At 66.4% G+C, this 25,251-nt stretch carries 32 protein-coding genes; 10 read left to right on the plus strand and 22 right to left on the minus strand.

The annotated features are described in order from the left end of the window. Positions 1-65: 65 nt before the first annotated feature. Genes O5M90_RS27160 through speD form a run of 6 tightly spaced genes read left to right on the plus strand, consistent with a single transcriptional unit; the run spans position 66 to position 5,876 of the window. Entirely contained in the window at positions 66-1,292 is a 1,227-nt protein-coding gene (locus O5M90_RS27160) for a pyridoxal phosphate-dependent aminotransferase (protein ID WP_137942301.1), read from the plus strand. 29 nt (positions 1,293-1,321) lie between these two features. Next, positions 1,322-2,632 (plus strand): homoserine dehydrogenase, encoded by a 1,311-nt coding sequence (locus tag O5M90_RS27165; RefSeq protein ID WP_269840849.1) that lies wholly within the window; start codon positions 1,322-1,324, stop codon positions 2,630-2,632. Further along, the gene (thrC, locus tag O5M90_RS27170) at positions 2,632-4,023 is read left to right on the plus strand and encodes a threonine synthase (RefSeq protein WP_269840848.1); all 1,392 of its coding nucleotides are present in this window, start codon (positions 2,632-2,634) and stop codon (positions 4,021-4,023) included. Before O5M90_RS27165 ends, thrC begins: the two co-directional genes overlap by 1 nt. Beyond that, on the plus strand, positions 4,016-5,245 hold the full coding sequence (locus tag O5M90_RS27175) for a molybdopterin molybdotransferase MoeA (RefSeq protein WP_269840847.1): 1,230 nt from the start codon (positions 4,016-4,018) through the stop codon (positions 5,243-5,245). Before thrC ends, O5M90_RS27175 begins: the two co-directional genes overlap by 8 nt. After that, the gene (locus O5M90_RS27180; protein ID WP_269840846.1) at positions 5,242-5,493 is read left to right on the plus strand and encodes a MoaD/ThiS family protein; all 252 of its coding nucleotides are present in this window, start codon (positions 5,242-5,244) and stop codon (positions 5,491-5,493) included. Before O5M90_RS27175 ends, O5M90_RS27180 begins: the two co-directional genes overlap by 4 nt. An 11-nt stretch (positions 5,494-5,504) precedes the next feature. Next, positions 5,505-5,876, plus strand: a complete 372-nt coding sequence (speD, locus tag O5M90_RS27185) for an adenosylmethionine decarboxylase (protein ID WP_269840845.1) — start codon at positions 5,505-5,507, stop codon at positions 5,874-5,876. Here speD and torT read toward each other — a convergent pair. The 8 genes from torT to O5M90_RS27225 all read right to left on the minus strand — a co-directional run bounded on the left by torT (position 5,862) and on the right by O5M90_RS27225 (position 13,005). Continuing rightward, positions 5,862-6,902 carry a TMAO reductase system periplasmic protein TorT gene (gene torT / locus O5M90_RS27190; protein WP_269840844.1) on the minus strand — a complete coding sequence of 347 codons (1,041 nt, stop codon included), beginning with the start codon at positions 6,900-6,902 and terminating at the stop codon, positions 5,862-5,864. The genes speD and torT overlap by 15 nt on opposite strands. Before the next feature lies 1 nt (position 6,903). Next, positions 6,904-8,499: a flavin monoamine oxidase family protein gene (locus O5M90_RS27195; RefSeq protein ID WP_269840843.1), complete on the minus strand. Its 1,596-nt coding sequence runs from the start codon at positions 8,497-8,499 to the stop codon at positions 6,904-6,906. Positions 8,500-8,501: 2 nt separating this feature from the next. Continuing rightward, complete coding sequence (locus tag O5M90_RS27200; protein ID WP_269840842.1) at positions 8,502-10,079, minus strand: polyamine aminopropyltransferase; 1,578 nt, start codon at positions 10,077-10,079, stop codon at positions 8,502-8,504. A gap of 40 nt (positions 10,080-10,119) precedes the next feature. Continuing rightward, positions 10,120-11,040 carry a PA2778 family cysteine peptidase gene (locus O5M90_RS27205; protein ID WP_269841095.1) on the minus strand — a complete coding sequence of 307 codons (921 nt, stop codon included), beginning with the start codon at positions 11,038-11,040 and terminating at the stop codon, positions 10,120-10,122. Between the two features lie 71 nt (positions 11,041-11,111). Then, positions 11,112-11,522, minus strand: a complete 411-nt coding sequence (locus O5M90_RS27210) for a PA2779 family protein (RefSeq protein WP_269840841.1) — start codon at positions 11,520-11,522, stop codon at positions 11,112-11,114. Positions 11,523-11,602: 80 nt separating this feature from the next. Next, the gene (locus O5M90_RS27215; protein WP_269840840.1) at positions 11,603-12,370 is read right to left on the minus strand and encodes a hypothetical protein; all 768 of its coding nucleotides are present in this window, start codon (positions 12,368-12,370) and stop codon (positions 11,603-11,605) included. A gap of 4 nt (positions 12,371-12,374) precedes the next feature. Then, positions 12,375-12,500: a hypothetical protein gene (locus tag O5M90_RS27220; protein ID WP_269840839.1), complete on the minus strand. Its 126-nt coding sequence runs from the start codon at positions 12,498-12,500 to the stop codon at positions 12,375-12,377. Between the two features lie 76 nt (positions 12,501-12,576). After that, positions 12,577-13,005 (minus strand): winged helix-turn-helix transcriptional regulator, encoded by a 429-nt coding sequence (locus O5M90_RS27225; RefSeq protein WP_269840838.1) that lies wholly within the window; start codon positions 13,003-13,005, stop codon positions 12,577-12,579. A gap of 128 nt (positions 13,006-13,133) precedes the next feature. Between O5M90_RS27225 and O5M90_RS27230 the strand changes: the two genes are divergently transcribed. Then, positions 13,134-14,387 carry an MFS transporter gene (locus O5M90_RS27230; protein ID WP_269840837.1) on the plus strand — a complete coding sequence of 418 codons (1,254 nt, stop codon included), beginning with the start codon at positions 13,134-13,136 and terminating at the stop codon, positions 14,385-14,387. A gap of 27 nt (positions 14,388-14,414) precedes the next feature. Here the strand turns inward: O5M90_RS27230 and O5M90_RS27235 are convergent, their stop codons facing one another. Both O5M90_RS27235 and O5M90_RS27240 read right to left on the minus strand, forming a co-directional pair. Continuing rightward, the gene (locus O5M90_RS27235) at positions 14,415-15,155 is read right to left on the minus strand and encodes a penicillin-insensitive murein endopeptidase (RefSeq protein WP_440402484.1); all 741 of its coding nucleotides are present in this window, start codon (positions 15,153-15,155) and stop codon (positions 14,415-14,417) included. Between the two features lie 9 nt (positions 15,156-15,164). Next, a complete protein-coding gene (locus tag O5M90_RS27240) occupies positions 15,165-15,536 on the minus strand; it encodes a VOC family protein (RefSeq protein ID WP_269840835.1) in 372 nt (123 codons plus the stop codon). A gap of 153 nt (positions 15,537-15,689) precedes the next feature. On the opposite strand from O5M90_RS27240, the gene O5M90_RS27245 reads away from it, so the two are divergent. The 3 genes from O5M90_RS27245 to O5M90_RS27255 all read left to right on the plus strand — a co-directional run bounded on the left by O5M90_RS27245 (position 15,690) and on the right by O5M90_RS27255 (position 17,029). Continuing rightward, a complete protein-coding gene (locus tag O5M90_RS27245; RefSeq protein ID WP_269840834.1) occupies positions 15,690-16,349 on the plus strand; it encodes a nitroreductase family protein in 660 nt (219 codons plus the stop codon). Positions 16,350-16,360: 11 nt separating this feature from the next. Further along, entirely contained in the window at positions 16,361-16,750 is a 390-nt protein-coding gene (locus O5M90_RS27250) for a glutaredoxin family protein (protein ID WP_269840833.1), read from the plus strand. Between the two features lie 114 nt (positions 16,751-16,864). Beyond that, entirely contained in the window at positions 16,865-17,029 is a 165-nt protein-coding gene (locus O5M90_RS27255) for a hypothetical protein (protein ID WP_269840832.1), read from the plus strand. A 107-nt stretch (positions 17,030-17,136) separates the two neighbouring features. Here the strand turns inward: O5M90_RS27255 and O5M90_RS27260 are convergent, their stop codons facing one another. From O5M90_RS27260 to O5M90_RS27315, 12 genes are all read right to left on the minus strand, one after another. After that, positions 17,137-17,673 (minus strand): GNAT family N-acetyltransferase, encoded by a 537-nt coding sequence (locus O5M90_RS27260; RefSeq protein WP_269840831.1) that lies wholly within the window; start codon positions 17,671-17,673, stop codon positions 17,137-17,139. A 69-nt stretch (positions 17,674-17,742) separates the two neighbouring features. Continuing rightward, complete coding sequence (locus O5M90_RS27265) at positions 17,743-18,012, minus strand: hypothetical protein (RefSeq protein WP_269840830.1); 270 nt, start codon at positions 18,010-18,012, stop codon at positions 17,743-17,745. A gap of 23 nt (positions 18,013-18,035) precedes the next feature. Beyond that, complete coding sequence (locus O5M90_RS27270) at positions 18,036-18,335, minus strand: hypothetical protein (RefSeq protein WP_269840829.1); 300 nt, start codon at positions 18,333-18,335, stop codon at positions 18,036-18,038. A 43-nt stretch (positions 18,336-18,378) separates the two neighbouring features. Then, positions 18,379-18,774: a hypothetical protein gene (locus O5M90_RS27275; protein WP_269840828.1), complete on the minus strand. Its 396-nt coding sequence runs from the start codon at positions 18,772-18,774 to the stop codon at positions 18,379-18,381. A 232-nt stretch (positions 18,775-19,006) separates the two neighbouring features. Further along, a complete protein-coding gene (locus O5M90_RS27280) occupies positions 19,007-19,243 on the minus strand; it encodes a DUF3303 domain-containing protein (protein ID WP_269840827.1) in 237 nt (78 codons plus the stop codon). A gap of 135 nt (positions 19,244-19,378) precedes the next feature. Continuing rightward, the gene (locus O5M90_RS27285) at positions 19,379-19,666 is read right to left on the minus strand and encodes a hypothetical protein (protein WP_440402485.1); all 288 of its coding nucleotides are present in this window, start codon (positions 19,664-19,666) and stop codon (positions 19,379-19,381) included. A 69-nt stretch (positions 19,667-19,735) separates the two neighbouring features. Then, positions 19,736-19,975 (minus strand): hypothetical protein, encoded by a 240-nt coding sequence (locus tag O5M90_RS27290; protein ID WP_269840825.1) that lies wholly within the window; start codon positions 19,973-19,975, stop codon positions 19,736-19,738. 208 nt (positions 19,976-20,183) lie between these two features. Further along, positions 20,184-20,720: a hypothetical protein gene (locus O5M90_RS27295; protein ID WP_269840824.1), complete on the minus strand. Its 537-nt coding sequence runs from the start codon at positions 20,718-20,720 to the stop codon at positions 20,184-20,186. Positions 20,721-20,877: 157 nt separating this feature from the next. Next, a complete protein-coding gene (locus O5M90_RS27300; RefSeq protein ID WP_269840823.1) occupies positions 20,878-21,102 on the minus strand; it encodes a DUF350 domain-containing protein in 225 nt (74 codons plus the stop codon). A gap of 71 nt (positions 21,103-21,173) precedes the next feature. Further along, positions 21,174-22,829: a DUF4178 domain-containing protein gene (locus O5M90_RS27305; protein ID WP_440402486.1), complete on the minus strand. Its 1,656-nt coding sequence runs from the start codon at positions 22,827-22,829 to the stop codon at positions 21,174-21,176. Between the two features lies 1 nt (position 22,830). Then, positions 22,831-23,871 (minus strand): SPFH domain-containing protein, encoded by a 1,041-nt coding sequence (locus tag O5M90_RS27310; protein WP_262968017.1) that lies wholly within the window; start codon positions 23,869-23,871, stop codon positions 22,831-22,833. A gap of 237 nt (positions 23,872-24,108) precedes the next feature. Further along, a complete protein-coding gene (locus tag O5M90_RS27315) occupies positions 24,109-25,242 on the minus strand; it encodes an MFS transporter (protein ID WP_269840821.1) in 1,134 nt (377 codons plus the stop codon). Between the last annotated feature and the right edge of the window lie 9 nt (positions 25,243-25,251).

Genomic DNA, 25,251 nt, shown 5'->3' on the forward strand with positions numbered 1-25,251 from the left:
GGGGCGGGTGCAAACCCTGTGTTTAAATTCTACGTTTGCAGCCCCAAGCCCCCAGGAGTCCCGTCTTGAAGCCCATCGCCAAGTCCAGCAAGCTGGCCAATGTCTGCTACGACATCCGCGGACCCGTGCTCGACAAGGCGCGCCAGATGGAGGAAGAGGGGCAGAAGATCATCAAGCTGAACATCGGCAATATCGCCGCCTTCGGCCTGGAACCGCCGGACGAAATCGTCCAGGACATGATACGCAACCTGCCCGCTGCGGCCGGCTACACCGACTCCAAGGGCTTGTTCGCGCCGCGCAAGTCGGTGGTGCATTACTGCCAGGAAAAGCAGATCCATGGCGTCACGGTCGATGATGTGTACCTGGGCAACGGCGCCTCCGAGCTGATTGTGATGGCGCTGAACGCCTTGCTGGACAACGGCGACGAGGTGCTGCTGCCGGCGCCCGACTATCCGCTCTACACCGCTGCGGTGGCGCTGTCGGGTGGCAATCCTGTGCACTACATCTGCGACGAGAGCAGCGACTGGTTCCCCGACATCGCCGACATCAAGGCCAAGATCACGCCCAACACCAAGGCCATCGTCGTCATCAATCCGAACAACCCGACCGGCGCGCTCTACCCTGAGAGTCTGCTGCGGGAGATTGTCGAAGTGGCCCGTCAGCACCAGTTGATCATCATGGCCGACGAGATCTACGACAAGACGCTGTACGACGGCGCCGTCCACACCAGCATCGCCTCGCTGGCCGACGATGTGCTGTGCCTGACCTTCAACGGCCTGTCGAAGAACTACCGCGCCTGCGGCTACCGGGCCGGCTGGATGGTGGTCTCGGGCGAGAAGCGCCATGCCAAGGACTACATCACCGGTCTGAACATGCTGGCCTCGATGCGCTTGTGCGCCAACACCCCGGGCCAGCTGGCGATCCAGACGGCCTTGGGCGGCTATCAGAGCATCAAGGACCTGGTCGCACCGAGCGGCCGGCTGTGTCGCCAGCGCGATCTCGCCTATGAGCTGCTGAGCCAGATTCCTGGTGTCAGCGTCGTCAAGCCGAAAGCTGCGCTTTATATGTTCCCCCGCCTGGACCCCAAGATCTATCCGATCGAGGACGACCAGCAGTTCGCCTACGAGCTGCTGGCCGAGGAAAAGGTGCTGATCGTGCAAGGGACGGGCTTCAACTGGACAGCCCCCGATCACTTCCGCCTCGTGTTCCTGCCCAATTCCGACGACCTGAAGGAAGCGGTGGGCCGCATCGAGCGTTTCCTGGCGCATTACCGCAAGCGTGCCGGGCGTTGAACGAACCTAATCCAGAATTGAGATACCAGATGAAAGCGATCAAAGTCGGCCTCTTGGGCATTGGCACCGTGGGCAGCGGCACCTTCAACGTGTTGCGCCGCAACCAGGAAGAGATTCGCGGCCGCGCCGGCCGTGGCATCGAGATTGCGATGGTGGCCGACCTGGATGTGGCACGCGCCAAGAGCATTGTCGGCGACAGCGTCGAAGTGGTCGATGATGCGCGCAAGGTCATCGCCAACCCCGAGATCGACATCGTCATCGAGCTGATCGGCGGCTACGGCGTGGCCAAGGCCCTGGTGCTGGAGGCGATTGCCGCCGGCAAGCATGTGGTCACCGCCAACAAGGCGCTGCTGGCCGTGCATGGCACCGAGATCTTTGCTGCCGCACACGCCAAGGGCGTGATCGTCGCCTTCGAGGCGGCCGTGGCCGGCGGCATCCCCATCATCAAGGCGCTGCGCGAAGGCCTGACCGCCAACCGCATCGAGTGGATCGCCGGCATCATCAACGGCACGACCAACTTCATTCTGTCGGAGATGCGCTCCAAGGGCCTGGACTTCGGCGTGGTGCTGAAGGAAGCGCAGCGCCTGGGCTATGCCGAGGCCGACCCGACCTTCGACATCGAGGGTGTCGACGCCGCGCACAAGGCCACCATCATGAGCGCGATCGCCTTCGGCATCCCGGTGCAGTTCGACAAGGCGCACGTCGAGGGCATCACCAAGCTGCAGACCGCCGACATCAAGTACGCCGAGCAACTGGGCTATCGCATCAAGCTCTTGGGCATCACCCGTCGTCGTGACAACGGGATCGAACTGCGCGTGCATCCGACGCTGATCCCGACGAATCGCCTGATCGCCAATGTCGAGGGTGCAATGAATGCGGTGGTGGTGCAGGGCGATGCCGTCGGCACCACGCTGTACTACGGCAAGGGCGCGGGTTCCGAGCCCACCGCCTCGGCCGTGATCGCCGATCTGGTCGACATCACCCGCCTGCACACCGCCGACCCCGAGCACCGCGTGCCGCATCTGGCCTTCCGCCCCGATGCGATGAACGACACGCCCATCCTGGCCATGGACGAGGTGCAGACCGCCTTCTATCTGCGCCTGTGCGTGGCCGACCAGGCCGGTGTGCTGTCCAGCATCACCACCATCCTGGCCGAGAACGACATCTCGATCGACGCCGTGCTGCAGCGGGAATCGGCCGAGGGCGAGAAGCAGACCGACCTGATCATCCTGACCCACGACACCGCCGAAGGTCGCATGAACAAGGCTCTGGCCCAGATGCAGGCGCTGGACACCGTGCTGGCGCCCATCGTGCGCATCCGCAAAGAGGAACTCGCCTGATGAAGTACATCAGCACCCGTGGCGACAAGACCGAACGCGCTTTCTGCGAGATCCTGCTCGAAGGCCTGGCGCCCGATGGCGGGCTCTATCTGCCCGTGCAATATCCGAAGGTCGATGACGCGACGCTGACCAAATGGCGCGGCCTGGCCTATGCCGATCTGGCCTTCGAGATCCTGTCGCTGTACATCGACGACATCCCGGCCGAGGACCTGCGCGCGATCACGCGCCGCACCTATACCGAGGCCGTGTTCGGCACACCGCAGATCACGCCGCTCAAAGCCCTGGAGCCGGGTCTGGCGCTGCAGGCCCTGTCCAACGGCCCGACCTTGGCCTTCAAGGACATGGCCATGCAGCTGCTGGGCCAGCTCTTCGAATACGAGCTGGGCCGGCGCGGCGAGACCCTGAACATCCTGGGCGCCACCTCGGGCGACACCGGCAGCGCGGCCGAGTATGCGATGCGCGGCAAGGCCGGCGTCAATGTCTTCATGCTCTCGCCGCACGGCCGCATGAGCCCCTTCCAGCAGGCCCAGATGTTCAGCCTGCAGGACGCCAATATCCACAATATCGCCGTCGAAGGCGTGTTCGATGACTGCCAGGACATCGTCAAGGCGGTGTCCAACGACCTGGACTTCAAGCGTCGCCACAAGATCGGCACGGTCAACTCGATCAACTGGGCGCGCCTGCTGGCCCAGGTCGTCTACTACTTCGCCGGCTATCTCCAGGCCACGACGAGCAACGAGCAGAAGCTCAGCTTTACCGTGCCCTCGGGCAATTTCGGCAATGTCTGCGCCGGCCATGTGGCGCGCATGATGGGCCTGCCGATCGCGCAGTTGGTGGTGGCGACCAACGAGAACGATGTGCTGGACGAGTTCTTCCGCACCGGCGTCTACCGCCCGCGCGGCACGGCCGACACGCACGAGACCTCCAGCCCGTCTATGGACATCTCCAAGGCCAGCAACTTCGAGCGTTTTGTGTTCGATCTGCTGGGCCGCGATGGCGCGCGGGTCAAGGCCTTGTTCGGTGCCGGTGGTTTTGAGCTCAACGCCCAGGAGAAGGCCCATATCGCCGACTTCGGTTTCGTCTCCGGCTCCAGTCGACACGCCGACCGTCTGGCGACGATTCGCCTGTGCCACCAGCGCTACGGCCAGCTGATCGACACCCATACGGCCGACGGCCTGAAGGTGGCGCTCGAACATCGCCAGCCCGGCATCACGATGCTGGTGCTGGAGACCGCGCTGCCGGCCAAGTTCGCTGCCACCATCCGCGAGGCGCTGGACATCGAGCCGCCACGTCCGGCCGGTCTCGAGAACATCGAGGCCCTGCCCAAGCGCGTCACGGTGATGCCGGTCGATACCGGAGCCGTCAAAGCTTTCATCCAAGCCCATGTCTGAAGCCATGCGTCCCGCGCTGCAAAGCCTGGCCGAGGCACTGCAGCGCCTGCTGGGCGCGGTCGAGCCGCTGGCTGCGGTCGACACGCTGCCGACCGCCGAGGCGCTGGGCCGCGTGCTGGCCGCCGATGTGGTCTCGGCCCTGGACGTGCCGCCGGCCGACAACACCAGCATGGACGGCTATGCGCTGCGCGCCGCCGATGTGGCAAGACCTGGCACGGTGCTGCCGGTTGCGCAGCGGGTGCCGGCCGGCGTGGTGGGCGCGGTCCATCAGCCCGGTACGGCCGCGCGCATCTTCACCGGTGCGCAGATCCCGCTGGGCGCCGATGCGGTGGTGATGCAGGAGCAGTGCGAGGCCGTGGCCGGTGAAGGTCTGGCTGCGGTGCGTGTCAACGCTGAAGTCAAGGCCGGCCAATGGATACGCCGCCGTGGCGAGGATGTGCAGCAGGGCAGCACGGTGCTGGCCGCCGGCCACCGGCTCGACGCAGCGGCGCTGGGCCTGGCGGCCTCGGTGGGCGCGGCCGTGCTGACGGTGGCGCGCCGACCGCGCGTTGCGCTGTTCTCGACCGGCGACGAACTGGTGATGCCCGGTGAGCCGCTGAAGCCCGGCGCGATCTACAACAGCAACCGCTTCACGCTGCGCGGCCTGCTGCAAGGCCTGGGCTGCGAGGTCATCGATCTGGGCATCGTGCCGGACAATCTGGACGCGACGCGCGCCGCGCTGCGCGAGGCTGCGGGCCGAGCCGATCTGATCATCACCTCGGGCGGCGTCTCGGTCGGCGAGGAAGACCATCTGCGCCCGGCCGTGCAGGCCGAAGGCTCACTGGACCTGTGGCAGATCGCGATCAAGCCCGGCAAGCCCTTGGCCTTTGGCCGTGTCCAGGACGCCTGGTTCCTCGGCCTGCCCGGCAATCCGGTGTCCAGCTTCGTGACCTTTTTGCTGCTGGTGCGGCCGGTGATCCTGCGCCTGCAGGGTGCTGCCGTGCTGGCGCCGCAGCGCTACCAGCTGCGTGCCGATTTCGACTGGCCCCGGCCCGACCGGCGCCAGGAGTTTCTGCGCGTGCGCCTGAACGCGGCCGGTGGGCTGGAGTTGTTTCCCAACCAGAGCTCGGGCGTGCTGACCTCGGCCGTCTGGGGCGACGGGCTGCTGGACAACCCGTCCGGCCAGGCGATCACGGCCGGCGATATGGTGGCCTTCATCCCGTTCTCGGAATTGTTGTCATGAGCATCACGGTGCGCTACTTCGCCTCGCTGCGCGAGGCTCTGGGCCCGGTCGAAACCGTAGCCTGGACGCAAGACCTGACCCTGGGTCGTTTGCGCGACCAGCTGCTGGCGCGCGGCGAGGCGCATGCGGCGGCGCTGGCGCGCGGCAAGTCGCTGCGCTGCGCGCTGAACCAGCAGCTGGCCCAGGAAGGTGCGCTGATCCCCGACGGCGCCGAGGTGGCCTTCTTCCCGCCCGTGACGGGCGGCTAGGCGGCGGAACCGTGCAAGGTTTGCACCTGACGGCCGACCTGCGCGGCTGCGCCGCCGGCCAGCCGCTGATGCAGGACTGCGAGGCCTTGCGCGCGCTGTGCATCGCGGCCGTGGCCGCTGCCGGCCTGGGCGCGGTGGCCGAGCTCTTCCATCGCTTCAGCCCCGCGCCGGGGCAGGAACAAAGCGGTATCACCGGCGTCGTGCTGCTGGCCGAGTCGCATCTGGCCATCCACACCTGGCCCGAGCTGGGCGGGGTCACGCTGGATGTCTATGTCTGCAATCTGGGGCAAGACAACAGCGCCAAGGCCGAGGCGCTGATGGCGGCGCTGGTCGGTGCCTTTGCGCCGCGCGAGGTGCTGCGCCAGTCGCTAGCGCGCGGGTGAGGCGGGCGGCGCCAGCGGCTGCTGCACCAGCCATTGGCCCTTGGGGGCCAGCAGGCGGCTCATGTCGACCGAGGGCAGGCTTTGCTTGTCCAGCATCAGGATGGTGGGACTGACCCGCTTGGGCACGCGCTGGCCCTGCAGCGCGCGCACCGCCAGATCCAGGCTGAGGCGGGCCAGCAGCACCGGCTGGTCGGTCGGCGCGGCCAGCACTTCGCCGCTGGCGATGCGGTCCACCACCTCGGCGCTGGCGTAGTAGGCCAGCAGCTTGGGCCGGGGCGGCGGACGCTGCGCCACCAGCCGGGCGGCGAACTCGATGGCCACCGCATTGCCGACGATGTAGTCGGGCATGCCGGCGCGCTCCAGATGCTCGCGCACCAGCGTGCTCTGGGTCTTGGTGTCGGTCGGGCCGCGACCGCCCAGACGCAGCTCCACCGGCTTGCCGCTGAGCGCGTCCATCAGGCCGCGCTCGCCGTCCTGCACCCAGGCCGCGTCGGCCGGCCCGGGAAACCAGGCCAGCTTGATGCCGCTGCGCCCGCCGGCGTCGCGCAAGACATGGGCGATGGTCTGGGCCGCCATGTCGGCAAAGCTGACCAGGGCCCGGCTCGTCACCTCGGCACTGAGCCCGTTGATCAGATCGATGACCGGGCGCTTATCGGCCAGGGCCTGGGCGATCTCCTCGCTGAGCCCGTCGGTGCTGATGGCGGCGACGATATAGGCCTGGGCGCCCAGTGCGCGGCAGTCGGCCCACTGTTTTTTCTGCAGCGGCAGATCGGCATAGCTGTTGGCCTGGTAGATGCCCAGCTGCACGCCCAGGGTCTTGGCCTGCTCGGCCAGGCCCCAGGACACGCCCCACCAGTAGCGGTCCTTGCCGTGCGGCAGCAGCGCACAGATGCGCCAGGGCTGGCTGGCGCGTTCCATCATGCCGTAGCTGATGCGCCGGCCGTCGGCCACGACCTCGTAGTTCTGCGCGGCCGCCGGCAGCGCCAGGCTCAGCGTCCAGAACAAGGTGGCAAGCCAGCGCGTCATCTCACAAGCTTGCCACAAGCCGACGGGCCACGGCCACGCCCTGCGTGTACGCCTCCTCGAACACCGAATAGCCGGCCAGATCGCTGTGGGCGAAATGCAGCCGGCCGGTCTGCGGCCCGCGCAGTGCGGCCAGCGCCGGGTCGCCGCGCACACCGGGCAGCGGGATGCTCATCGCATGGCCCCAGCGCGCCATATCGACGCGTAGCAGCTGCTCGCCCAGGTCGGGATGGGTGGCGTGCAGCTCGGCGACGGCGCGCCGGGCCCAGCCCTGCCAGCCGTCCTGCAAGAGCGCGCCGCGCTCGCTGCGCGGCAGGGCCCAGTAGGCGCTCAAGACGGTGGGGCCGGGGTGGGGTCGGGTCTGCTGGTGCATCGCATCGACATAGCCCAGCGCCTGGCTGTCATAGACCACGCTGTCCCATGCCGGGCCTACGCCCAGCCGGTCCAGCAGCGGGCCTTTGAGCTGCAGATTGGCCACCAGCCAGGGGGCGTGCTGCAGCCGGGCGGCGGCGGCCTGCAGTGCGGGCGGGGCGCTGCTCAGCAGGCGGTGAGCGATGAAGAGCGGGACGGCCAGCACCACATGATCGGCCTGCCAGCGCTCTGGTGCATCGGCCGTCTCGTTCCAGGCCAGCAGCTCGACGCCGTGCCGCCCCGGGCTGATGCGCAGCACCGTGCGGCCGGTCTGCAGACGCTGCGGCCCCAGCGCGCCGGCCATGCGCTCGGTCAGCCAGGCATTGCCCTCGGGCCAGGTCAGCACCGCCTCGCGCTCGCCGGTCCCGTCTTCGCCATGCACCGTGCCGGGTGCATGAAAACCATGGCGGCTGGCGAAGTAGTGCAGGCCGGCCCAGGCCGAGACCTCGGCGCTGGGTGCGCCATAGTCGTCGCGGCAGCAATAGTCCAGATACCAGCGCAGGCGCGCGGCGTTCAGGCCCTGGGCGGCCAGCCAGGCCGCGAAGGTCTGGCCGTCCAGCGCTGCATGGCCTGCCGTCCAGCGCGCGCGGCTGCTGGGCATCGCAAAGCCCAGCTCGCGCCGCGCGGCGTCGACCAGGCGGCCGAAACGCCGGTACTGGTCCAAGGTGGCCGCATCGCCGGCCGGGGGCAGCAGGCCCTCCTGCCACTGGCCCTCGAAGAACAGGCGCTCCTGCGGGCTGTGGCAGAGATGGCGCTCGTCATAGACGGTGCGGCCCAGCTCGTGCCGGGCCAGGCCCAGCTCGTGCAGCAGTTCGGCCACCTCGGGGGCCTCGGGCCCCGGCAGCGGCAGGTAATGGGCGCCCAGCGGGCAGGCCATGCCGGCCATGCGGTGGCCGCGGCTGTTGCCGCCGGCGCTGTCCTCCAGCTCCAGCAGGGTCACCTCATCGACACCGCTGTTGACCAGGGCGCGGGCGCAGGCAAGACCCGACACGCCGGCACCGACCACCAGCACCGAGGTCTTGCGCAGTGCACCCTGGCCAGGGCTGGGCAAGGCCTCGCGCAGACGGTGTCCGCGTGCCGGCGTGGTGCCGACCCAGCCGCCTTGCAGCGGCGCCGTGTCGGCCCGGCAGCCGGCCAGCCAGGCCGTGCCTGCGAACCCGGCGGCCAGCATCAGTTCACGGCGCTGCATCGTCAATGCACCCGTCCCCATTCCTGCTCGAACTCATGCACCAGGATCTGGTTGGACAGGCGGTTGACCTCGGTCGGCACCCGCGCCATATCGGGCGGGAACTGGGTCAGCGCCGGCAGCCCCTCGACGCTGAGAAAGCGCAGGCCCTCGGGCAGCGCGCGCGGCGGGGCCCAGGGCCTTCGCCCGGCCAGGATGAAACCCCATTCGCCGAAGCTGGGCACATGGGCGTGATAGGGCGTGGTGACGAGGCCTGCGGACTCCATCGTGCTCACCACGGTCCAGAAGCTGCGCCGCGCGACCAGCGGCGAGGTGGATTGCACCACCGCATAGCCCGAGGCCGCCAGGTGCTGGTCCACCAGCTGGTAGAAGCTGCTGGTGTAGAGCTTGCCCAGCGCGAAATTGCTGGGGTCGGGGAAGTCGATGATGATGACGTCGAAGCTTTCGCGCGACTGCTCCAGCCAGCCGAAGGCATCGGTGTTGACGATGTTCAGCTTGGGGCTTTGCAGCGCATCGCCATTGAGCCGGCGCAGCAGCGGCAGGGTCGAGAACAGCCGCGTCATGTGCGGGTCGAGCTCGACCAGGGTGACCGCCTCGACCGAGGGGTAGCGCAGCACCTCGCGCACCGCCATGCCGTCGCCGCCGCCCAGCACCAGCACCTTCTTGGGCGCACCGTGGCCGGCCATCGCCGGGTGCACCAGGGCCTCGTGGTAGCGGTACTCGTCGCGCGAGTGGAACTGCAGATTGCCGTTCAGGAACAGCCGGGTGCCGGCATTGCCCTGGGTCACGACGATGCGTTGGTAGTCGCTGCTCTCCTTGAGCACGATGTGCTCGCCGTAGAAGCGGTCCTCGGCCCAGGTCGTCAGGCGCTCGGCGCCCAGCAGGGCGGCCACCAGCAGCAGCACCGCCAGCGCGCAGGCCAGCGCATGGGCCTTGAACGCGCGCAGCTGGGCGCGGAACAGCCACAGCGCCCACACGGCCACGGCCACATTGAGCAGGCCGAAGGCGATGCCGGTGCGTATCAGCCCGAGCTGGGGCACCAGCACCAGCGGGAAGGCCAGGGCCACCAGCAGCGCGCCCAGATAGTCGAAGGTCAGCACCTGGGAGACCAGATCGCGCAGCGCATAGCGCTGGCTGAACTGGTCCTTCAGGATGCGCATCACCAGCGGGATCTCCAGCCCCACCAGGGCCCCGACCAGCAGCACCAGCGCATAGAGCAGGGTGCGGAAGGCGGCCAGCTCGGCCGGCGGCAGCAGGCTGTGGACGATGAAGAGCCCGGCCGGCATCAGCCCGCCTATCACGCCCACCAGCAGCTCGATCTTCAGGAACTGCGCGACCAGCTGGCGCTCGACATAGCGGCTCAGCCAGGAGCCCACACCCATCGCGAACAGATAGGTGCCGATGATGGTGGAGAACTGCAGCACCGAGTCGCCCAGCAGATAGCTGGCCAGGGCGCCGGCCGCCAGCTCATAGACCAGGCCGCAGGCGGCGACGACGAAGACACTGGCCAGCAGCAGCAGCTCGGCGACCGAGATGCGGCTCGTGGCGGCGTTGCCGGCTTGCGCCGGTTCGGTAAGAGGCATGGAGGGCGCAGCGGAGAAGTGCTGCCGATTGCAGCGGCGCTCAGTCTATGCGGGTTCGGGGCTCGGGCTCGGTCGGGCCCAGCTTGCGCTGCAGCTCCAGATACAGTGGCAGGCGCGGGCCACCCAGCTGCACCGCCCGTGCCGCCGCCTGGCGGGCCTGCTCATGCTGACCCTGCTCCAGCAGCACCTGGGCCAGATTGTTCCAGGCATCGGCCAGTTCGGGCCGGACCTGCACCGCGTGGCGATAGGCCGAGGCCGCGCCGGCCAGATCGCCGCCGGCATAGGAGCTGTTGCCGGCGCCCAGCAGCAGGGCCGGCTGCGCGGGCCAGCGCTGCAGCGCGCCGGCATAGGCCTGGGCGGCGGCACGGGGATCGACGCGCTCCAGCGCCGCGATCGCGCCGGCCGTGGTCTCGGCCTGGGCGGTGGCCGGCAGCCGGGCCGGCGGAAGGGCCAGCATGGCCCAGTGGCCGCCGCGGGCCCAGGTGCGCTCGAAGGTCGCGATCGACATCTGCAGGTTTTGCGTGCGGCCCGAGTGCAGGGTCAGCAGGCCGCGCTCGCGGTCGAAGCCGATCAGCACCGCGTAATGCCAGACCGGATAGACGGGCAGCGAGAGGTTCTGGAACACCAGCACCGGATGGCCGGCAGCCACCTCCTGCAGCAGCGCCTCCAGGCTCGGCGCCAGCCGGACGCTGAGCAGGCCGTGGCGCCGGCTGGCGGCCAGCAGCTCCTGCTGCAGCGAGCCTTGGCGGCCGGGCAGATAGACCTGGGGCCGCAGCTGCTCGGGCGTGGCCGGCACGCCGGCGGCCTGCAGCAGCATGGCCAGCGCGGCCGGGCCGCATTCATAGTCCTCCTGCGCGAAGAAGGGCTGCTCGCTCAGCAGGGCCTGGGGCGGCAGACTGGCGGGCCACTGCTGGCTCAGGCGCTGAGCCTGGGGCGGTGTCGCGCAGCCGCCCAACATCATCAACAACAGGGCCGCCAGAAAACAAAACCCCGCAAGAGCGGGGCTGGATGGGCGTGGGCCGAGGCCCGGCGTCATCGGACCGAGCGGGTGAAGGGGAAGACCTTGGTCAGGCCCAGGATGTCGGTCACCAGCAGGATCACGAAGACCGTGAACAGCAGGCCCAGCACCTCGCCGCCGGCCGGGGCGCTGTCGATGCGGCCGGCCAGTTCAGCAACTTCCGTATCCGACAGCGCGGCGACGCGGGCCTGGGCGGCCTCGGCATCGACGCCCTGGCCCATCAGCGCCTGGCGCACATCGTCGCGGGCCAGGAAGTCGCCGACGCGGGCGCGCGCGGCTTCGGCCGGCAGCGTGGTGCCGGCGGCGGTCGCTTCGGCTGGCAGCAAGGCCTCGGTCGGCACGATGACGGCCTGCGCGGACAAGCTCATCAGCGAGCAGGAAACGATCAGCGTGGAAGCGATCAGGCGGCGCGTCAATGTCTTCATGGTGTTGGACCTCAGGTGAGCGCGCAGTGTAGGCGTGGCGCAGCCCCGATTCTGCGCCGGTTTACAGCTTGTGACCTTGATCAGTGCCGGCTTGTGCCGGCCTTTCGTGTGGCGATCTGCACCGCCAGGCACAGGGCCGTGGCCAGCGCGAAGGCCAGCGGCATGGCCAGGCGATCGAGCAGCAGGGCCAGGGCCACGCAAAAGGCCGCCAAGGAATACAGCCCGGTCACCATCGCGCGCAGCAGCGTGGCCGCATAGGCCCCGCCCTGCGCGCGGTGCGAAAACACCGCCAGCGTGCTGCCCAGCATCGGGAACACCGCCAGCATGCCGCTCCAGTGGCTGCCCAGCGCGCCGGCCGCCCCGCTGACGCCCAGGGTCAGCGCCGCACCCGCCGCCATGCGCAGGCCCATTTCGCCGGGCCGCAGGCGGATGGGCGCATCCAGCGGCCGGGGCGGCGGGAACAGGCGCGGCGCCAGCAGCAGCGTGGCCAGCGCAATGCCCAGACCCAGCAGCGGATGGGGCGGCAGCAGGCTCAGCGGCGCGGCCACGATCAACCAGGCCAGCAGGGCCTGGCCCAGCGCGCCGGGCCAGGCCCGGCCGTCGGCGGCATTGGCGGCACGGGCATAGGCGATGCTGAACGAGACCGAGGCGAGCAGGGCCGCTGCGGCCGTGGCCGCCGACGCGGCGGCAAAGGCCGGACCCTGCTCCAGCGCGATGAAAGCCAGGATGGGCCCGGCCACCACCGGCAGCCCGGCCAGCCAGCCGGCCACCTTGGGACCCCAGCGCTGGCTGGCCAGCGAGACGAGCAGCAGAAAGGTCGGGACGAGGAGGAGCTTGAGGGCGAGCACGGAATCAGTCGGGCCGGCGATAGCTGCCCCCACCATGCGGGGCTGCGATGAACTCCGGCGGCAGTTGCCGGCGGAAGGGCCAGCTCATCGCGGTGCTGATGCCGGGCTGTTCGATGCGTGACTTGATCATGAAGGTCGAGTATCACCTGAGCACCGCCTCTCGGGCCGCCGTACCCGGCCGCTTGCCCCGCGAGGCGGCCAGTGCCCTACCGCACTTTCTGCACCGCAGTCTCGGCCGGTGACAGCGTCCTGCCGTCGCTTGCTTTAGGCGCCATCAGCGGGATTGGCTTGCCGGTGCGCTTGTCGATCAGTAGCGAATGAGCTTCGCCAGGTTCGAACAGATGGTGTTCGCCCCACTGCCGCAGCGCCACCAGGATGGGGAACAGGCGATCCCCTTTGGCCGTCAGTACGTACTCCTGATAGGCGGTGCCATCCGACGCCGCCTGCGTCTGCAGAATGCCTGCCTCGACCAGCTTGTGCAGGCGGTCCGAGAGGATGTTGCGGGCCACGCCCAAGCTGCGTTGGAAGTCGCTGAAGCGGCTCATTCCGTCGAAGGCATTGCGCACGATCAGCAGCGACCAGCGGTCTCCGATCAGATCGACGGAGCGCGCAACCGGACAAGGCTCGGCGTTCATAGGTTCAAGGCGGGGCAAGGCATCTCCTGGCGGCATGGCAGGGCATCTGTTTTGGTTGCATTTTAAAACCACATTACGTAGGATTAAATAAGTTTTGTTTTGCAACTAGATTGAGTGAGCATCGTGTCATGAAGGTTTCTTCGCTAGCGCCGGCACTGCCGCGCAGCCTGGTGTGCTTGTTTGCCGTGGCGAGCGGGATGAGCGTGGCGAATGTGTATTACGCGCAGCCCTTGCTGGATGCGTTGGCGAGGGACTTCGGCATGGCTCATGCGGCGGTCGGCGGCGTGATCACGGCCACGCAGCTTGGCTGTGCGATCGCCCTGTTGTTGCTGGTGCCGCTGGGCGACCGGGTGGATCGCCGGCGCCTGCTGGCTTGGCAACTGCTGGCGCTGGTGGCCGCGCTGACGGTGGTCGGCATGGCGCAGTCTTCGGTGGAGCTGCTCGTGGGCATGCTCGCCGTGGGCATGCTGGGTACGGCGATGACACAGGGGCTGATCGCTTACGCGGCCAGCGCTGCGGCACCGCATGAACAAGGGCAGGTCGTGGGCGTGGCGCAGGGGGGCGTGTTCATCGGCCTGTTGCTGGCACGGGTGTTCTCGGGAGCCGTCAGCGATGTGGCGGGTTGGCGCGGCGTCTATTTCAGCGCCGCCGCGCTGATGCTGGCCATCGCGCTGCCACTGTGGTGGCGGCTGCCCACCTTGCTTGCAGCGCCAAATGCGGTCCGCTACCCGCGTCTGATCGCGTCGATGTGGACGCTGCTGCGACAGGAGCGGGTGCTGCAGGTGCGCGGTTTGCTCGCGCTGCTGATGTTCGCTGCGTTCAACATCTTCTGGAGCGCTCTGGCCCTCTCACTGAGTGCACCGCCCCATGGCTTTTCGCACACCGCCATCGGTGCCTTCGGGCTTGTCGGCGTCGTGGGTGCGCTGGCCGCCGGGCGGGCCGGGCAGTGGGCAGATCGTGGACACGCCCAGCGCACCAGCGCGGCAGCGCTCGTGCTGCTGCTGCTGGCCTGGTGGCCGCTGTCGATGATGGAATGGTCGTTGAGTGCTTTGGTGATCGGCATCTTGCTGCTTGACCTGGGCGGTCAGGCCTTGCATGTCACCAATCAGAGCCTGATCTTGCGCATCCGCCCGCAGGCTCATAGCCGGCTGGTCGGCCTCTACATGCTGTTCTATGCGGTCGGCAGCGGGCTCGGGTCGATCAGTAGTACCGCGACCTTTGCATATGCGGGTTGGTCCGGTGTCTGTCTGCTGGGCGCGGCGGTAAGCCTGCTGGCGCTGCTGTGCTGGTGGGCGACGCGGGGCCCCTCACACCAACTCGCTCGGAACGACGGCGCAGGACCTGCCGGCGGACCATGCCGAAACTCGGCGGGCGTGCAGTGAGGGCCTCGTCGATGCGTCGAACGTGAGTCAGCCGGTTCTCGTTCTCCCGCTAGCCGGACCCCGGTCATCCGGCCGGCAGGCGAGCGCGAAATCGACGTGATAGTGCTCGTCATGGCGCACCCAGGGCTTGCCCTTCATGAAGGGCAGATGCTGGCGCAGAGAGGGGCCGCGCGGCGTCGCGAACAGGGCCGGCAGGTAGGCGGTGTCGAAGATCACCCGGGCGATGCCCACGCCCTGCGCCCGGGCGGCATGGTGCAGCGCGTACAGATGCTCGGCCAGGGCCGGGAAGTCGATGCGGTGCTCGCCATGCCGGGCCTCGGCGTCGAACTCCAGGTCGTAGCCGAAGCGTGTCAGCGGGCTGGTGGGCAGGGGCCCCGAGCGACCCTGGGCGTCGCGCACCGGCACGAAGAAGTCGACCGACAGGCCGTTCTGGTGGGTGCGGTGCGGCTTGAACGAGCCACCGGCGGCCCAGCCGGTCTCGCCGTAGACGTAGTGGACACCGGGTGTGCGGGCCTGCAACGTCGCATAGGACGCGACGATCACGTCGGCCACCTTCGCATGCACATAGGTCCGGCCCGCTGCGACCGCCAGCTTGCTATAGGCCGAGAAATTGGCGCCATCGGTGGGCAGCTTGACACCGCCTTCGAGACGGCCCTTGGCGACCGTGCCATAGCAGCGGCTTACGTCGGCGTGGGCGGGCTGGATGCTGATCAGTGCGCCGATCAGCGCATAGGCGGCGAGCGAGAAGAAACCTGGGCTCAGGAACAAGTGCGCGCCCTACACATGCTGATCCACCAGCACCGGATTGCCGTCCGGGTCGATCACGACAAAGCTGGCCGGGCCGCTGCCGGCCTCGTCGGCCTCGCTCTGCAGCACCAGGCCCTGGGCCTTCAGCTGGCGCTGCAGCTCGCGCACATCAGTGAAGCTCGGGAGCGGGTCGGCGTGCTGGGTCCAGCCGGGATTGAAGGTCAGCATATTGCGCTCGGACATGCCCTGGAACAGGCCGATCACATGCTCGCCGTTCTTCAGGATCAGCCAGTTCTGGGCCGCATCGCCGGCCCAGGTCTTGAAGCCCAGCTTCTCGTAGAAGGCGCGCGAGGCCTCGATGTTCTTGACCGCGAGGCTGATGGAGAAGGCACCGAGTTCCATGTTTTGTGCTCCTGGGCGTCCGACAGTGAGGCATCTTGCCACGCCGCCGGTCGGCCATATGCCCCGATTGACGAACGAGCCGCTCTCGCTATGCTCGCCCCACCGCATATTCCTTCCAGCCGCACCGCCATGCACACAATGCCTGCCCCGGTCATGGAGCCCTTGACGGGCTACCGCGAACTGCCCGCCCACACCATGCTGGAGCGCGCCCGCGCCAGCTATCAAAACCTGCTGCGCCGCCGCACCGTGCGCGATTTCGATAGCCGGCCGGTCGACCGGGCCGTGATCGAGCAGTGCCTGCTGGCCGCCGGCACGGCGCCCTCCGGCGCGAATCAGCAGCCCTGGCACTTTGTCGTCATCACCGATCCCCAGCGCAAATCGCAGATCCGCGCAGCGGCCGAGGAAGAGGAGCGCACGTTCTACAACGGCCGCGCACCGGAGGAGTGGTTGCGCGCGCTGGCACCGCTGGGTACCGATGCCAACAAGCCCTTTCTGGACGAGGCCCCGCTGCTGATCGCGATCTTTGCGCAGAAGTACGGCATCGACGCACAGGGCGAGCGCTTCAGCCACTACTACGTGCCCGAGTCGGTAGGCATCGCCACCGGCTTCCTGATCGCCGCCCTGCACGAGGCCGGCCTGGTCACGCTGACCCACACGCCCAGCCCCATGGGTTTCTTGAGCAAGCTCTGCGGCCGGCCCGAGTCCGAGAAGCCTGTCATCCTGCTGGTGGTCGGCCATCCGAAGCCGGGCTGCGAGGTGCCGGTGCATGGCGGCATCAAGAAGCCGCTGGCGCAGATCAGCAGCTGGCTGTGAGGGGCAGGCCAATGATGATCACCACGGGGCCCGTGAAACAGATTGCTGCCGTCATCGCCATACTCGCGGGCGGTTTTTCGATCGGCTGGGGCGCTACGAAACTGCCCTCGCTCTTGCGCCCGGCGTACGAAGTAGGCGATTTTTCATCCCACTTTCCTGATCGTGACGTTCAGGTCGTCGTGTACGGAACTGCCTCTTGCAGTTTCTGCAAAAGCACGCGCCGGTATCTGAGCGAGAGAGGTATCAGGTTTGTTGATCGGGATGTCCAAAAGTCCACAGCGGCTGCGTCCGCCTATGCGTCACTGGGCGGCGGTGGCGTCCCTTTGGTTGTGATCGGCGAACGCCTGATCCGCGGCTACCACCCCGATGCGTTCGAGTCCGCGCTGGCGAGCTTGAAATGAGAAGGGTTGAGATCTGCTCGGGTTGGACTGGACCGAAGAATAAGCTGCGGTTTTTTGGGCGCCGCGAGCTTTGAAGAAGAAGTCAAGCCCAATATCAAAACGGAGGTTTTTCCAATGAATTCAAACGCTAAGAAACTCTCGGCTTTTGTCTTGGCCATCATTTGTGGTGCGGCATATGCCACTCCATTTTGCTTCAAGGTTTGCAAAGAGCAGTTCACGGTTGGCACGCCCGACTATCAGGAGTGCGTGAATGACTGCCGTGCGACGACCGGCGGCTGAACCTTAGAACTCAACTTGCTCCCGGCCGAAGCCTCGACCGGGAGCCCTGTCAAAGCTAATTGCCACCAGGGTGATCAGAGGCAGGGGCATCGATCATGCATTCGGGGTCAGGTCTTGATGTCGCCGGGTATAGCCGAATAAAGCCAGTAGTCGGTCGGCTGGCCACGCACCAGCCTGAAGTTGCGCAGCAGGCCCTCGCGCTGGAAGCCGCAGCGCTCCAGCACCTTTTGCGAGCGGATGTTTGGCAGCACGGTCGTGGCCTGGATGCGATGCCAGCCACGCTGCGCAAAGCCCCACAGCGTCGCCGCCCGGCAGGCGGCGCTGGCGATGCCGTGGCCCCAGCGGGCCGGGGTCACGTCGTAAGTCACTTCGGCGGTCCCGTTGCGCGGGGAGATGGTGTGAAAACCGACGGTCGCGACCAACTCACCCGCACCGCCGGCTTCATCAACAATGGCGAAGCGTATCGGCGCGGCGGCGTCGCCGCTCAGGGCCTTGCCGATCTCGCGCCGGACATCGTCGACGCTGGCGGCCGTCGAGCTGGTGTGCAGCTTGACCTCGGGCAGGCAGGCGTAGGCCGCCCAGGCCTGCGCATCATCAAGCTGGATGGGGCGTAGTGAGAAGCCGGGAAGGCTGGGAGCGTTCATGTCGGGAGCCCCTTGGGTTGTTCCAGGTGATCGGAGCGCTGAGAAACGTCTGGCAGCAGGCGGCAGATGCTAGAGCAGGCCGGCCTTCTTGTACCAGCGCACACAGGCCATCTCCAGCAAGGCAAAGCCAAGCCAGGCCGGGATCAACAGGGCCGGGTGCACCAGCACGGCCGCGACCAGCAACGGCATGACACCCAGCCAGCAGGCGAGCTTGTAGCCGATGGGCAGCGCCGCATAGCGCCGGCCCTTGGCCGGGTGGCGTTTGAACTCGCGCCGGTTGATCAGCGCCAGCGCTGCCAGGGCCAGGGCGTAGATCACAAGGGCGGCAGCGATTTGCATGGGCTGTCGCAAGACCCGAACCCTCAGCCGCGCTGTTGCGAGTCCGCCGGCGAAAGACTCTCGGCGCGCGCCAGCACCAAGACCGTGAGCGCCCGCACACGGCGGATCAGTGCGATGACGGCAACGACAAGAAAGCCCGCAAGACCGCCGAGAAAGGCCATGATGCCGTCCAGCAGCCCGGTCGACATGCCGTCGCTGGAAGCAGCAAGCAGGCCGGGGCCGAATACTCCGGCCAGCACGGTCACGGTGAGCGTCCACCATGGCAGCAGTGGGCGGCTCAGCAGTGTCAGGGCCTGGGCGATGGAAGTGTGGGGCTGAGACATGGCTCGTAGGCGGGGCTGTGGGCGACGCAGGACTTCCGGGCGATCAGCGGCTGCTCTCGACCTGTCGCCAGAACAGGCCGAGCTGGCTGTAGGCCCGTATCACCGCCTCCTTCTCGCTGACCGACTGCACCAGCTTGTTTGCCGTGGACTCTGGGCATGAGATCAACAGGTTCCCCTGGTAGTCGAGTTCCCGGTAGGAGCATTCATACAGGTGCCGGTCTTCGATGAAGTAACCGATGGCTTTGACACCTTTGTGCTCGATGAATCGGTAGACGATCTTGCTGGAAAAATTGTGCAGCTCGACCGGGCTTTCCGAGTAGAAGCTCTTCACATCGATGGTGACTCCGGTGCCGGCCGCCTCGTCCCTGATCTTCCTGAGCGCCGGGGCGTAGGGGAGGCTGTCGCTGATCTCGATGCCGGTGATGTCGCCGATGGACACACGGGATTCCGGGATCACCCGGTGTCCGATGGCCTTCGTGGCGTCGCCTTGCCTCCTCAGGCAGCGGGTCAGGCGGGTTATCCAGCTGGGTCTTTGAATCATGGGTTTGGTGCGCGACGGCGCGTCGCGAGGCTGTCAGGGCACCCGACTCAGGTGCCGAGTTTGACGGGGGCTGTGTGCAGGACTGGCCAGGGCTGTAGCGGGCGTGCTGCTCCGTCGAGCCGTCCATTGATCAGTCAATCGGGTAGAGCTCGAAATCCACGAACTGCTCCCACTTCTTGAACCACTCCTGGAACAAGGCAGGGTCATTGGATTCCATGAGTTGGAAGCAGATGTTCTTCTCGGCATTGACCCATGAATTCAGGTAGTACAAGCCCTCGGGAAATTGCCGGCCCTTGGCGTTGTAGACCTTGTAGTTCTCCTCCATCAAGCCGGGCTTGAAGTTTTCGACGACCATGTATTTCTTCAAAACTCTCTCCTTGCGAGATAAAGCGCCCAACTCAGTCGCCGATGATGGCGGAAACGGTGCTGTCGGCTTGGATCGGCGGGACCGGGGCGGGTGAGGGTATTGGGGGCTGAGTGTGACTTGTTTTAACATCAAAACTCAAAGCCGGACCTCAGTTTTAATTATGTTGACCAGACTGGCGGTAACTGGAAGCCCGGTGCACCACACATTCACTGCACCTTGGATCAGAATTGGTGTGTAACTGTCCGCGTAATTGGCTTCGACTTCGTTCGCAATACGTGATATGCGCTTTTTGCCAAGGTGCAGGATTTCCCCTGGAACAATGCTCCGTGACCATATGAGTAGAGCTTCGTTTTGATTGCTGGCGACGACCTGTCGAATGTAAGTCCCACCTCGGTAGTCGAGGATCACGGTATAGAGGCTCAAGCTGGCAGCCTGTTTCAGCGCGGCACTTGTATGCATCGTTGCGCGGTCAATAGACGGTTGTGGCGTTGACTATGAGAGCAGCAATGAGCAGGCCAGGGCACCCGTCGAGAGGGCCAAGGCCATCATGATGCTTTCAAACGGCAGGATTAGCAGATAGAAGACCGGCCGAACAAGGATCAATATAGGCCTTTGCCAGATCCAATCGCGTACTGCTCGCAGTTCCCGGCGCCCGACTTCGCCAATTGGGGTGGCCGAGAGCGAATAAACGGCGTAGAAAACGGCGAAGTAAAACAAGAATTTTGCGGTCATCTGCGGGTCGGCGTGTCAGCGGTAACCCATTAGCCGACCCCGCTACCTAACTTACACCCGGACGTTGCGTGGACAGGTCTTGATGGAGGAACTTTGATGTTTCGGCTTTTCTACGGGGAAAGTCTGTTCCAGGATGTTTCGTAGCCGAGGCCTATCGTGTCGCCTGCTCGTGCATGGCTTTCATCTTATGGGCATCCTGCATGAACCACTAGATCATCTCCCATCGGTCGAGCTTGCTACTTTGATTCCCCATGCTACGACGAATTTCCAAAAGCAAGTTTGCCATCAAGGCGATCCAATTTGAGGTCTTCTGATCCAGTGGGCGCTGGTCAGTGTCGGTGTGATAAAAGAACTGCATAAGCGAGTTGTATGCGCGAACGACTTCATCATTGGCGACAAGTGAGAGCTTGAAACCAACCTGTCTGTACTCGAACGACAACATGCGGTTGATCGCAATTTCATTTTTATTCTTGTTTTTGAACTTTGGATCCGAAGCCAGCGAAGCGTCGGTTGTGAATAAGAGAAAAAATGGATTGAGCAGGGCGTTGTAGGTGGTAATTCTGTCTTCGCGAAGCTTGTCTTCCAGCTCTCGTATACGAGCTTGCTGCGCGTCATGCTCCGCTCGAGATGCTTCAATTCTTGTCTTCAAAGCCCACCCGATGGCACTAAGAACTGCCAACAACACTGGCGTGGCCAAAGTCGCGATCGCGGTAATTGTGGCGAGGGCGTTATTTTCTGCTGCCATATGATTGCACTGCCGTTTCCATGCACGAACACCGAAAAAATCCCTAGGCCCGAACTGGCGGCAAGTGGATGGTCGGTGTGACCTGCGCGCTTTTTCCGCTAATAGTCATAATATTGCTGGCAGTGCCTTGTGGCCGACCAGTGTGATTTTTTGCCCCTCACCCCTTGATCGCCGCCGCCACGATCATCCCGATCGCGATGCACTTGGCGCCGATCACGATCGCCAGGGCCAGGTTCTTGTGCTCGACGATTTCTTCCCAGAGGTTATAGGGGGTCAGCTTGTCGACGATGATGAAGCTGATCCAGAACACCAGCACGCCGATCACCGCGTAGAGCACCGAGCCCAGCAGCACCACGGGTTTGAGCCATTCGAGTTCCGTCATTGCGTTCTCCTTGTCGTTGCATAGACTGATTGATAAAGGGGCAGGTCTTGCCTGCTCGCTTGCTTGTTCGTCTACTTATGCCCGCCCCCGCCGCTGTAGCCGCCATAGGATCCGCCGCCGGTGCCCAGGCGCACGCCGCTGCCGCTGGCGCGGCGCTGGCATTCGCGGTATTCGTTGCTGGCCTCGCCAAAGCTCTGCTTGTAGCTCTGGCAATCGTCCTGGCTGCAGCCGCGCATCAGCATCACCAGGATGAAGAGGATGAACAGGGTCAGCAAGACCTTGAACACCAGGCCGTGGCCGCTGGTGGGCGCCGCGTCGCGGGTCAACGCGGCGGTGCTGATCGCCAGCTTGAAGGCACGGGCGACCTCGGCGGCATCGAGCTTGCGGCCATGGCTCCAGGTGATCTCCTGGGTGCCGCCCTTGCTGCCGGTCTGCTCGCGCGACAGCAGCTCGACTCGGCCTTCGCCCCTCCACTCGTAATCGGTGACCTGGGCGCGCTCGCCGCGCCGCAGCTGCCAGTAGAACTCGCCCAGCACATAGGTGATCTGGGCCGCATAGGACTCGCCCTCGTACAAGGCCTTGAAGCGCCGGCCCTGCCACTCGACCGTGTTGTTGCCACTGCCCTTGGGCGCGCCGGTCAGCGGCCGCACCAGGCTCCAGCCCTCGTGGGTGTCGACCAGAAACGCAAAGCCCTCGCTGCGGTTGTAGAGCAGGTATTCGCGCCAGAAGCTCTGCTCGTCCTCGCTGTCCGCCGCAGGCAGGTCGCAGCGCTCCAGATAGCCGACCACCTGCCAGGGCAGCGCCGGGCCGCCGGCGGCGAGCGCCAGCGTGCCGCTGCGACCCAGCGGGATCAGCGGTTCCAGCGTGTTGGCCTGCTGGGCGTACCAGGCCAGGTCTTGGCCCAGGCCCTTGGAGATGTCGACCACCGCGTGGCATTGCGCGCAGACGATGCTCTGGCTGCCGTCGAGCTTGGGCGCCAGCGCGGCGCCGCAACTGGGGCATTCGCAGGTCTTGCCGACGAGGGTCTTGCTACTGATGGCCTCGCCCTGCGCGTCCTCGCGCAGCCCGCTCATCGCCAAATCGGCCAGCCGCACCGGCCGGCCCAGCGACCAGCTCGGTGCGCTGCCCGGCGGGCCGCTGTACTCCAGGCTGGCCACCTCGTCGGCGCTGTTGTTGCGCAGCTCGGCCACTAGGAACTGGCGCTGCGCATCGGCCAGCGGCGCATGCGGCAGCTCGCCCTGGGCGGCGGCCTGGCGCGCCAGGGTCAGCGCACTGACGGTCCAGGCCTGGCCGGCGAGCAGCAACTGAGCGCCCAGCACCAGCTCATGGGCTTGTGGCAGGCCGGCCGGCGGTGGCGCCTCGAAGCCCAGCACATAGCTGCCGTTGTCTTCGGACAGCCAGGCACTCTTCTGACCATCGGGGCCGTTGTCGAACAGCGCATGCCACTCGTTCCAGCTGCCCTCGGCATAGCTCAGCTGCAGCCGACCGGCGAGGCTGAAGGCGGCGCCGGCATAGCGGCCGGCCGCCCCCAGCTGCAGCGGCGAATGGTCGTCGAACAGCTCGGCGCTCGCGCCGATCTTGCGCAGGCTCTCGCCTTCGCGCAGCAGGGTGCTGCGGCAAAAGCCGCAGACCGCGCTGGCCGAGGCGGCGCTGGCGAACTCGACCGGCGCGCCGCAGTTGGGGCAGGCCGCCTGCCAGCGGCGTTGGGGTGTGCCTGAAGAGGCCAATTCAGCCGAGCTTCTTCAGCAGCTCGGCCTTCTTCGCGGCGAACTCTTCGTCGGTCAAGATGCCCTTGGCCTTCAGATCGCCGAGCTTCTCCAGCAGGGCCATGATCTCGTCGGCGCTTTGCACGGGGGCGCTCGCTGCTGCTGCCGGCGCGCCGGCACCGGCCAGGCCCTGGCTCAGCTGCTGGGCCAGCACCTGGCCCATCGCAAGACCTGCCCCCAGCCCCATCGCGTCGCCGGCCACGCCACCGCCGCCGCCCGAGGCGGCGCCCTCGGCCATCTTGGGCAGCGATTGCGCGGCCTGGTACTGCATGAACTGGCCCATGTTCTGGCCTATCATGCCCATGCCAATCTTCTGGTCGAGGATCTTCTGCAGCTCCTCGGGCAGCGAGACGTTCTGCAGGGTCACGCTCTCCAGCTTCAGGCCCAGCGCGCTGAACGAGGGCGCGGTGGCCTCCATCAAGGCCTTGGCGAACTCGATCTGGTTGGCCGCTAGGTCCAGGAAGGGGATGCCGCTTTGCGCCACCGCATCGCTGATGTGCTGCAGCATCAGGCCACGCAGCTGTCCGTCCAGGTCCTCGACCGTGTAGCGCTCGCGCGTGCCCGAGATCTCGGTGTGGAAGAGCTTGGGATCGGTGATGCGGTAGGCATAGTTGCCGAAGGCGCGCAGCCGCACCGCGCCGAAGTCCTTGTCGCGGATGGTGACCGGCTGGGTCGTGCCCCAGCGCCGGTCGATGCGCTGGCGGGTGCTGAAGAAATAGACATCGCTCTTGAACGGCGACTCGAACAGCTTGTCCCAGTTCTTCAGATAGGTCAGCACCGGCAGGGTCTGGGTGCTGAGCTTGTACATGCCGGGGCCGAACACATCGGCCACCTTGCCCTCGTTGACGAAGACGGCCATCTGCGACTCGCGCACCGTCAGCGAGGCACCGTACTGGATTTCCATCTCGGCCATCGGAAAGCGCCAGGCCAGCGTGGTTTCGTCATCCTCGGTCCATTGCAGGATGTCGATGAACTGTTTCTTGATGAAATCCATCAGGCCCATGGTCGTGCTCCCCATAACGAACGGGCAAGGTGCCCGCGCCGAGAGTATCCACCAGCGCCAGGCAGGCGTCTGCCCCACCTGCGGGGGAAGGGGCGAGAGCTTGAGAACTTTTGTAGCGAGCCGTCGTCAGGCTAGGCGGGCCGGGCGCAGGAACCGGAACGTACCCCAGGTACGTGAGGATTCCGAGCACCGGGCCAAGGACGCATGGCGGCGGCGCAGCAAAAAGTTTTCAAGCTCTCAGCGCTTGCGGCGCGAGAACAGGCTGCCGCCCAGCATCGCCGCCGCCATGCCCCAGAACAGCGGCGCAATGCCCAGCGCCGCGCCCATCGCGCCGAACACCAGAGGCATCACGGTCTGGCTGGTGTTGATCAGCGTGGTGCGCAGGCCCAGGGCCTCGGCAGCCCGCCCCTCGGGCGCCGACTGGTGCAGCAGGGTCAGCACCATCGGTTGCGGCGCGCCCAGGCCCAGGCCCAGCAGGAAGGTGATGGCCATCAGCACGCCGACGCTGTCGGTGAAGGGCACGGCCAGATAGGCCAGGCCGGCCACCAGCAGAGAGGCCACCAGCAGCGGCCAGGGCTGGATGCGGTTGACGATGAAGGGCATGGCCAGGCGCACCGCGAAGGTGGCGGCCGCGAAGGCGCCCATCACGATACCGATCTGCGAGGGGGTCAGGCCGATCTGCGCGCCGTAGACGGGGATGGCGAAGTTGTAGATATCCCAGCCCACGGTCAGGATGGCCATCGCGATGAAGAGGCGGCGCAGCTCCGGCTCGCGCAGCAGATCGAACACCGGCCCAGGCGGGGTCAGGTCATGCTTCTCGCGCAGTGTGATCTCGGGCAGCAGCCGGCCCCACAGCGCCAGCAGCGGCAGCACCGTGAACAGCGCCAGGATCAGGAAGCAGGCGCGGTAGCCCAGCGCGTCGATCGAGATGCCGGTCAGCATCGGCGCGACAAAGGTCGAGGTCGAGAAGCCTAAAGCGACATAGCTGAAGTTGACCGTGCGCTCCTCGGGCGCGCTCATCTCGCCCACCGCGTGGTAGACCGAGACATTGAGCAGCATGAAGGACAGACCCACCAGCACGCTGGTCAGATAGAGCGTGGCGAGCTGGGGCACCAGAAAGGGCAGCAAGGTGCCCAGGCCCACCCCTATGGTGCCGATCAGCATCGGTCGGGTGATGCCCGAGCGGTCGATCCAGCGGCCGGCCGCCACCGAGGTCAGCGCCGGCAGCAGCGCATACATGGCCATCAGCGTGCCGACCGTCAGCGTCGACGCGCCCTGCTTGATCGCGAACAGTGCCACCGCGATGCGGCTGCCGTTGAAGGCGACATGGTTCAGAACCAGCAGGATGATGATCAGGGGCAGGGGACGCATCGCGGCTTG

This window comes from Paucibacter sp. M5-1 (genome assembly GCF_027498415.2).
Classification (GTDB): Bacteria; Pseudomonadota; Gammaproteobacteria; order Burkholderiales; family Burkholderiaceae_C; genus Roseateles_E.

Bases quoted from the DNA above. Each gene is read 5' to 3' on its own strand.
- O5M90_RS27250 (WP_269840833.1), top strand. From the start codon at position 16,361: ATGATGATCACCACGGGGCCCGTGAAACAGATTGCTGCCGTCATCGCC.
- O5M90_RS27315 (WP_269840821.1), bottom strand. From the start codon at position 25,242: ATGCGTCCCCTGCCCCTGATCATCATCCTGCTGGTTCTGAACCATGTC.
- O5M90_RS27165 (WP_269840849.1), top strand. From the start codon at position 1,322: ATGAAAGCGATCAAAGTCGGCCTCTTGGGCATTGGCACCGTGGGCAGC.
- O5M90_RS27195 (WP_269840843.1), bottom strand. From the start codon at position 8,499: ATGCAGCGCCGTGAACTGATGCTGGCCGCCGGGTTCGCAGGCACGGCC.
- O5M90_RS27270 (WP_269840829.1), bottom strand. From the start codon at position 18,335: ATGTCTCAGCCCCACACTTCCATCGCCCAGGCCCTGACACTGCTGAGC.
- O5M90_RS27225 (WP_269840838.1), bottom strand. From the start codon at position 13,005: ATGAACGCCGAGCCTTGTCCGGTTGCGCGCTCCGTCGATCTGATCGGA.
- O5M90_RS27255 (WP_269840832.1), top strand. From the start codon at position 16,865: ATGAATTCAAACGCTAAGAAACTCTCGGCTTTTGTCTTGGCCATCATT.
- O5M90_RS27180 (WP_269840846.1), top strand. From the start codon at position 5,242: ATGAGCATCACGGTGCGCTACTTCGCCTCGCTGCGCGAGGCTCTGGGC.
- O5M90_RS27230 (WP_269840837.1), top strand. From the start codon at position 13,134: ATGAAGGTTTCTTCGCTAGCGCCGGCACTGCCGCGCAGCCTGGTGTGC.
- O5M90_RS27210 (WP_269840841.1), bottom strand. From the start codon at position 11,522: ATGAAGACATTGACGCGCCGCCTGATCGCTTCCACGCTGATCGTTTCC.
- O5M90_RS27295 (WP_269840824.1), bottom strand. From the start codon at position 20,720: ATGGCAGCAGAAAATAACGCCCTCGCCACAATTACCGCGATCGCGACT.
- torT (WP_269840844.1), bottom strand. From the start codon at position 6,902: ATGACGCGCTGGCTTGCCACCTTGTTCTGGACGCTGAGCCTGGCGCTG.
- O5M90_RS27300 (WP_269840823.1), bottom strand. From the start codon at position 21,102: ATGACGGAACTCGAATGGCTCAAACCCGTGGTGCTGCTGGGCTCGGTG.
- O5M90_RS27290 (WP_269840825.1), bottom strand. From the start codon at position 19,975: ATGACCGCAAAATTCTTGTTTTACTTCGCCGTTTTCTACGCCGTTTAT.
- O5M90_RS27175 (WP_269840847.1), top strand. From the start codon at position 4,016: ATGTCTGAAGCCATGCGTCCCGCGCTGCAAAGCCTGGCCGAGGCACTG.
- O5M90_RS27220 (WP_269840839.1), bottom strand. From the start codon at position 12,500: ATGATCAAGTCACGCATCGAACAGCCCGGCATCAGCACCGCGATGAGC.
- O5M90_RS27240 (WP_269840835.1), bottom strand. From the start codon at position 15,536: ATGGAACTCGGTGCCTTCTCCATCAGCCTCGCGGTCAAGAACATCGAG.
- O5M90_RS27245 (WP_269840834.1), top strand. From the start codon at position 15,690: ATGGAGCCCTTGACGGGCTACCGCGAACTGCCCGCCCACACCATGCTG.
- thrC (WP_269840848.1), top strand. From the start codon at position 2,632: ATGAAGTACATCAGCACCCGTGGCGACAAGACCGAACGCGCTTTCTGC.
- O5M90_RS27310 (WP_262968017.1), bottom strand. From the start codon at position 23,871: ATGGGCCTGATGGATTTCATCAAGAAACAGTTCATCGACATCCTGCAA.
- O5M90_RS27260 (WP_269840831.1), bottom strand. From the start codon at position 17,673: ATGAACGCTCCCAGCCTTCCCGGCTTCTCACTACGCCCCATCCAGCTT.
- O5M90_RS27265 (WP_269840830.1), bottom strand. From the start codon at position 18,012: ATGCAAATCGCTGCCGCCCTTGTGATCTACGCCCTGGCCCTGGCAGCG.
- O5M90_RS27200 (WP_269840842.1), bottom strand. From the start codon at position 10,079: ATGCCTCTTACCGAACCGGCGCAAGCCGGCAACGCCGCCACGAGCCGC.
- O5M90_RS27205 (WP_269841095.1), bottom strand. From the start codon at position 11,040: ATGATGTTGGGCGGCTGCGCGACACCGCCCCAGGCTCAGCGCCTGAGC.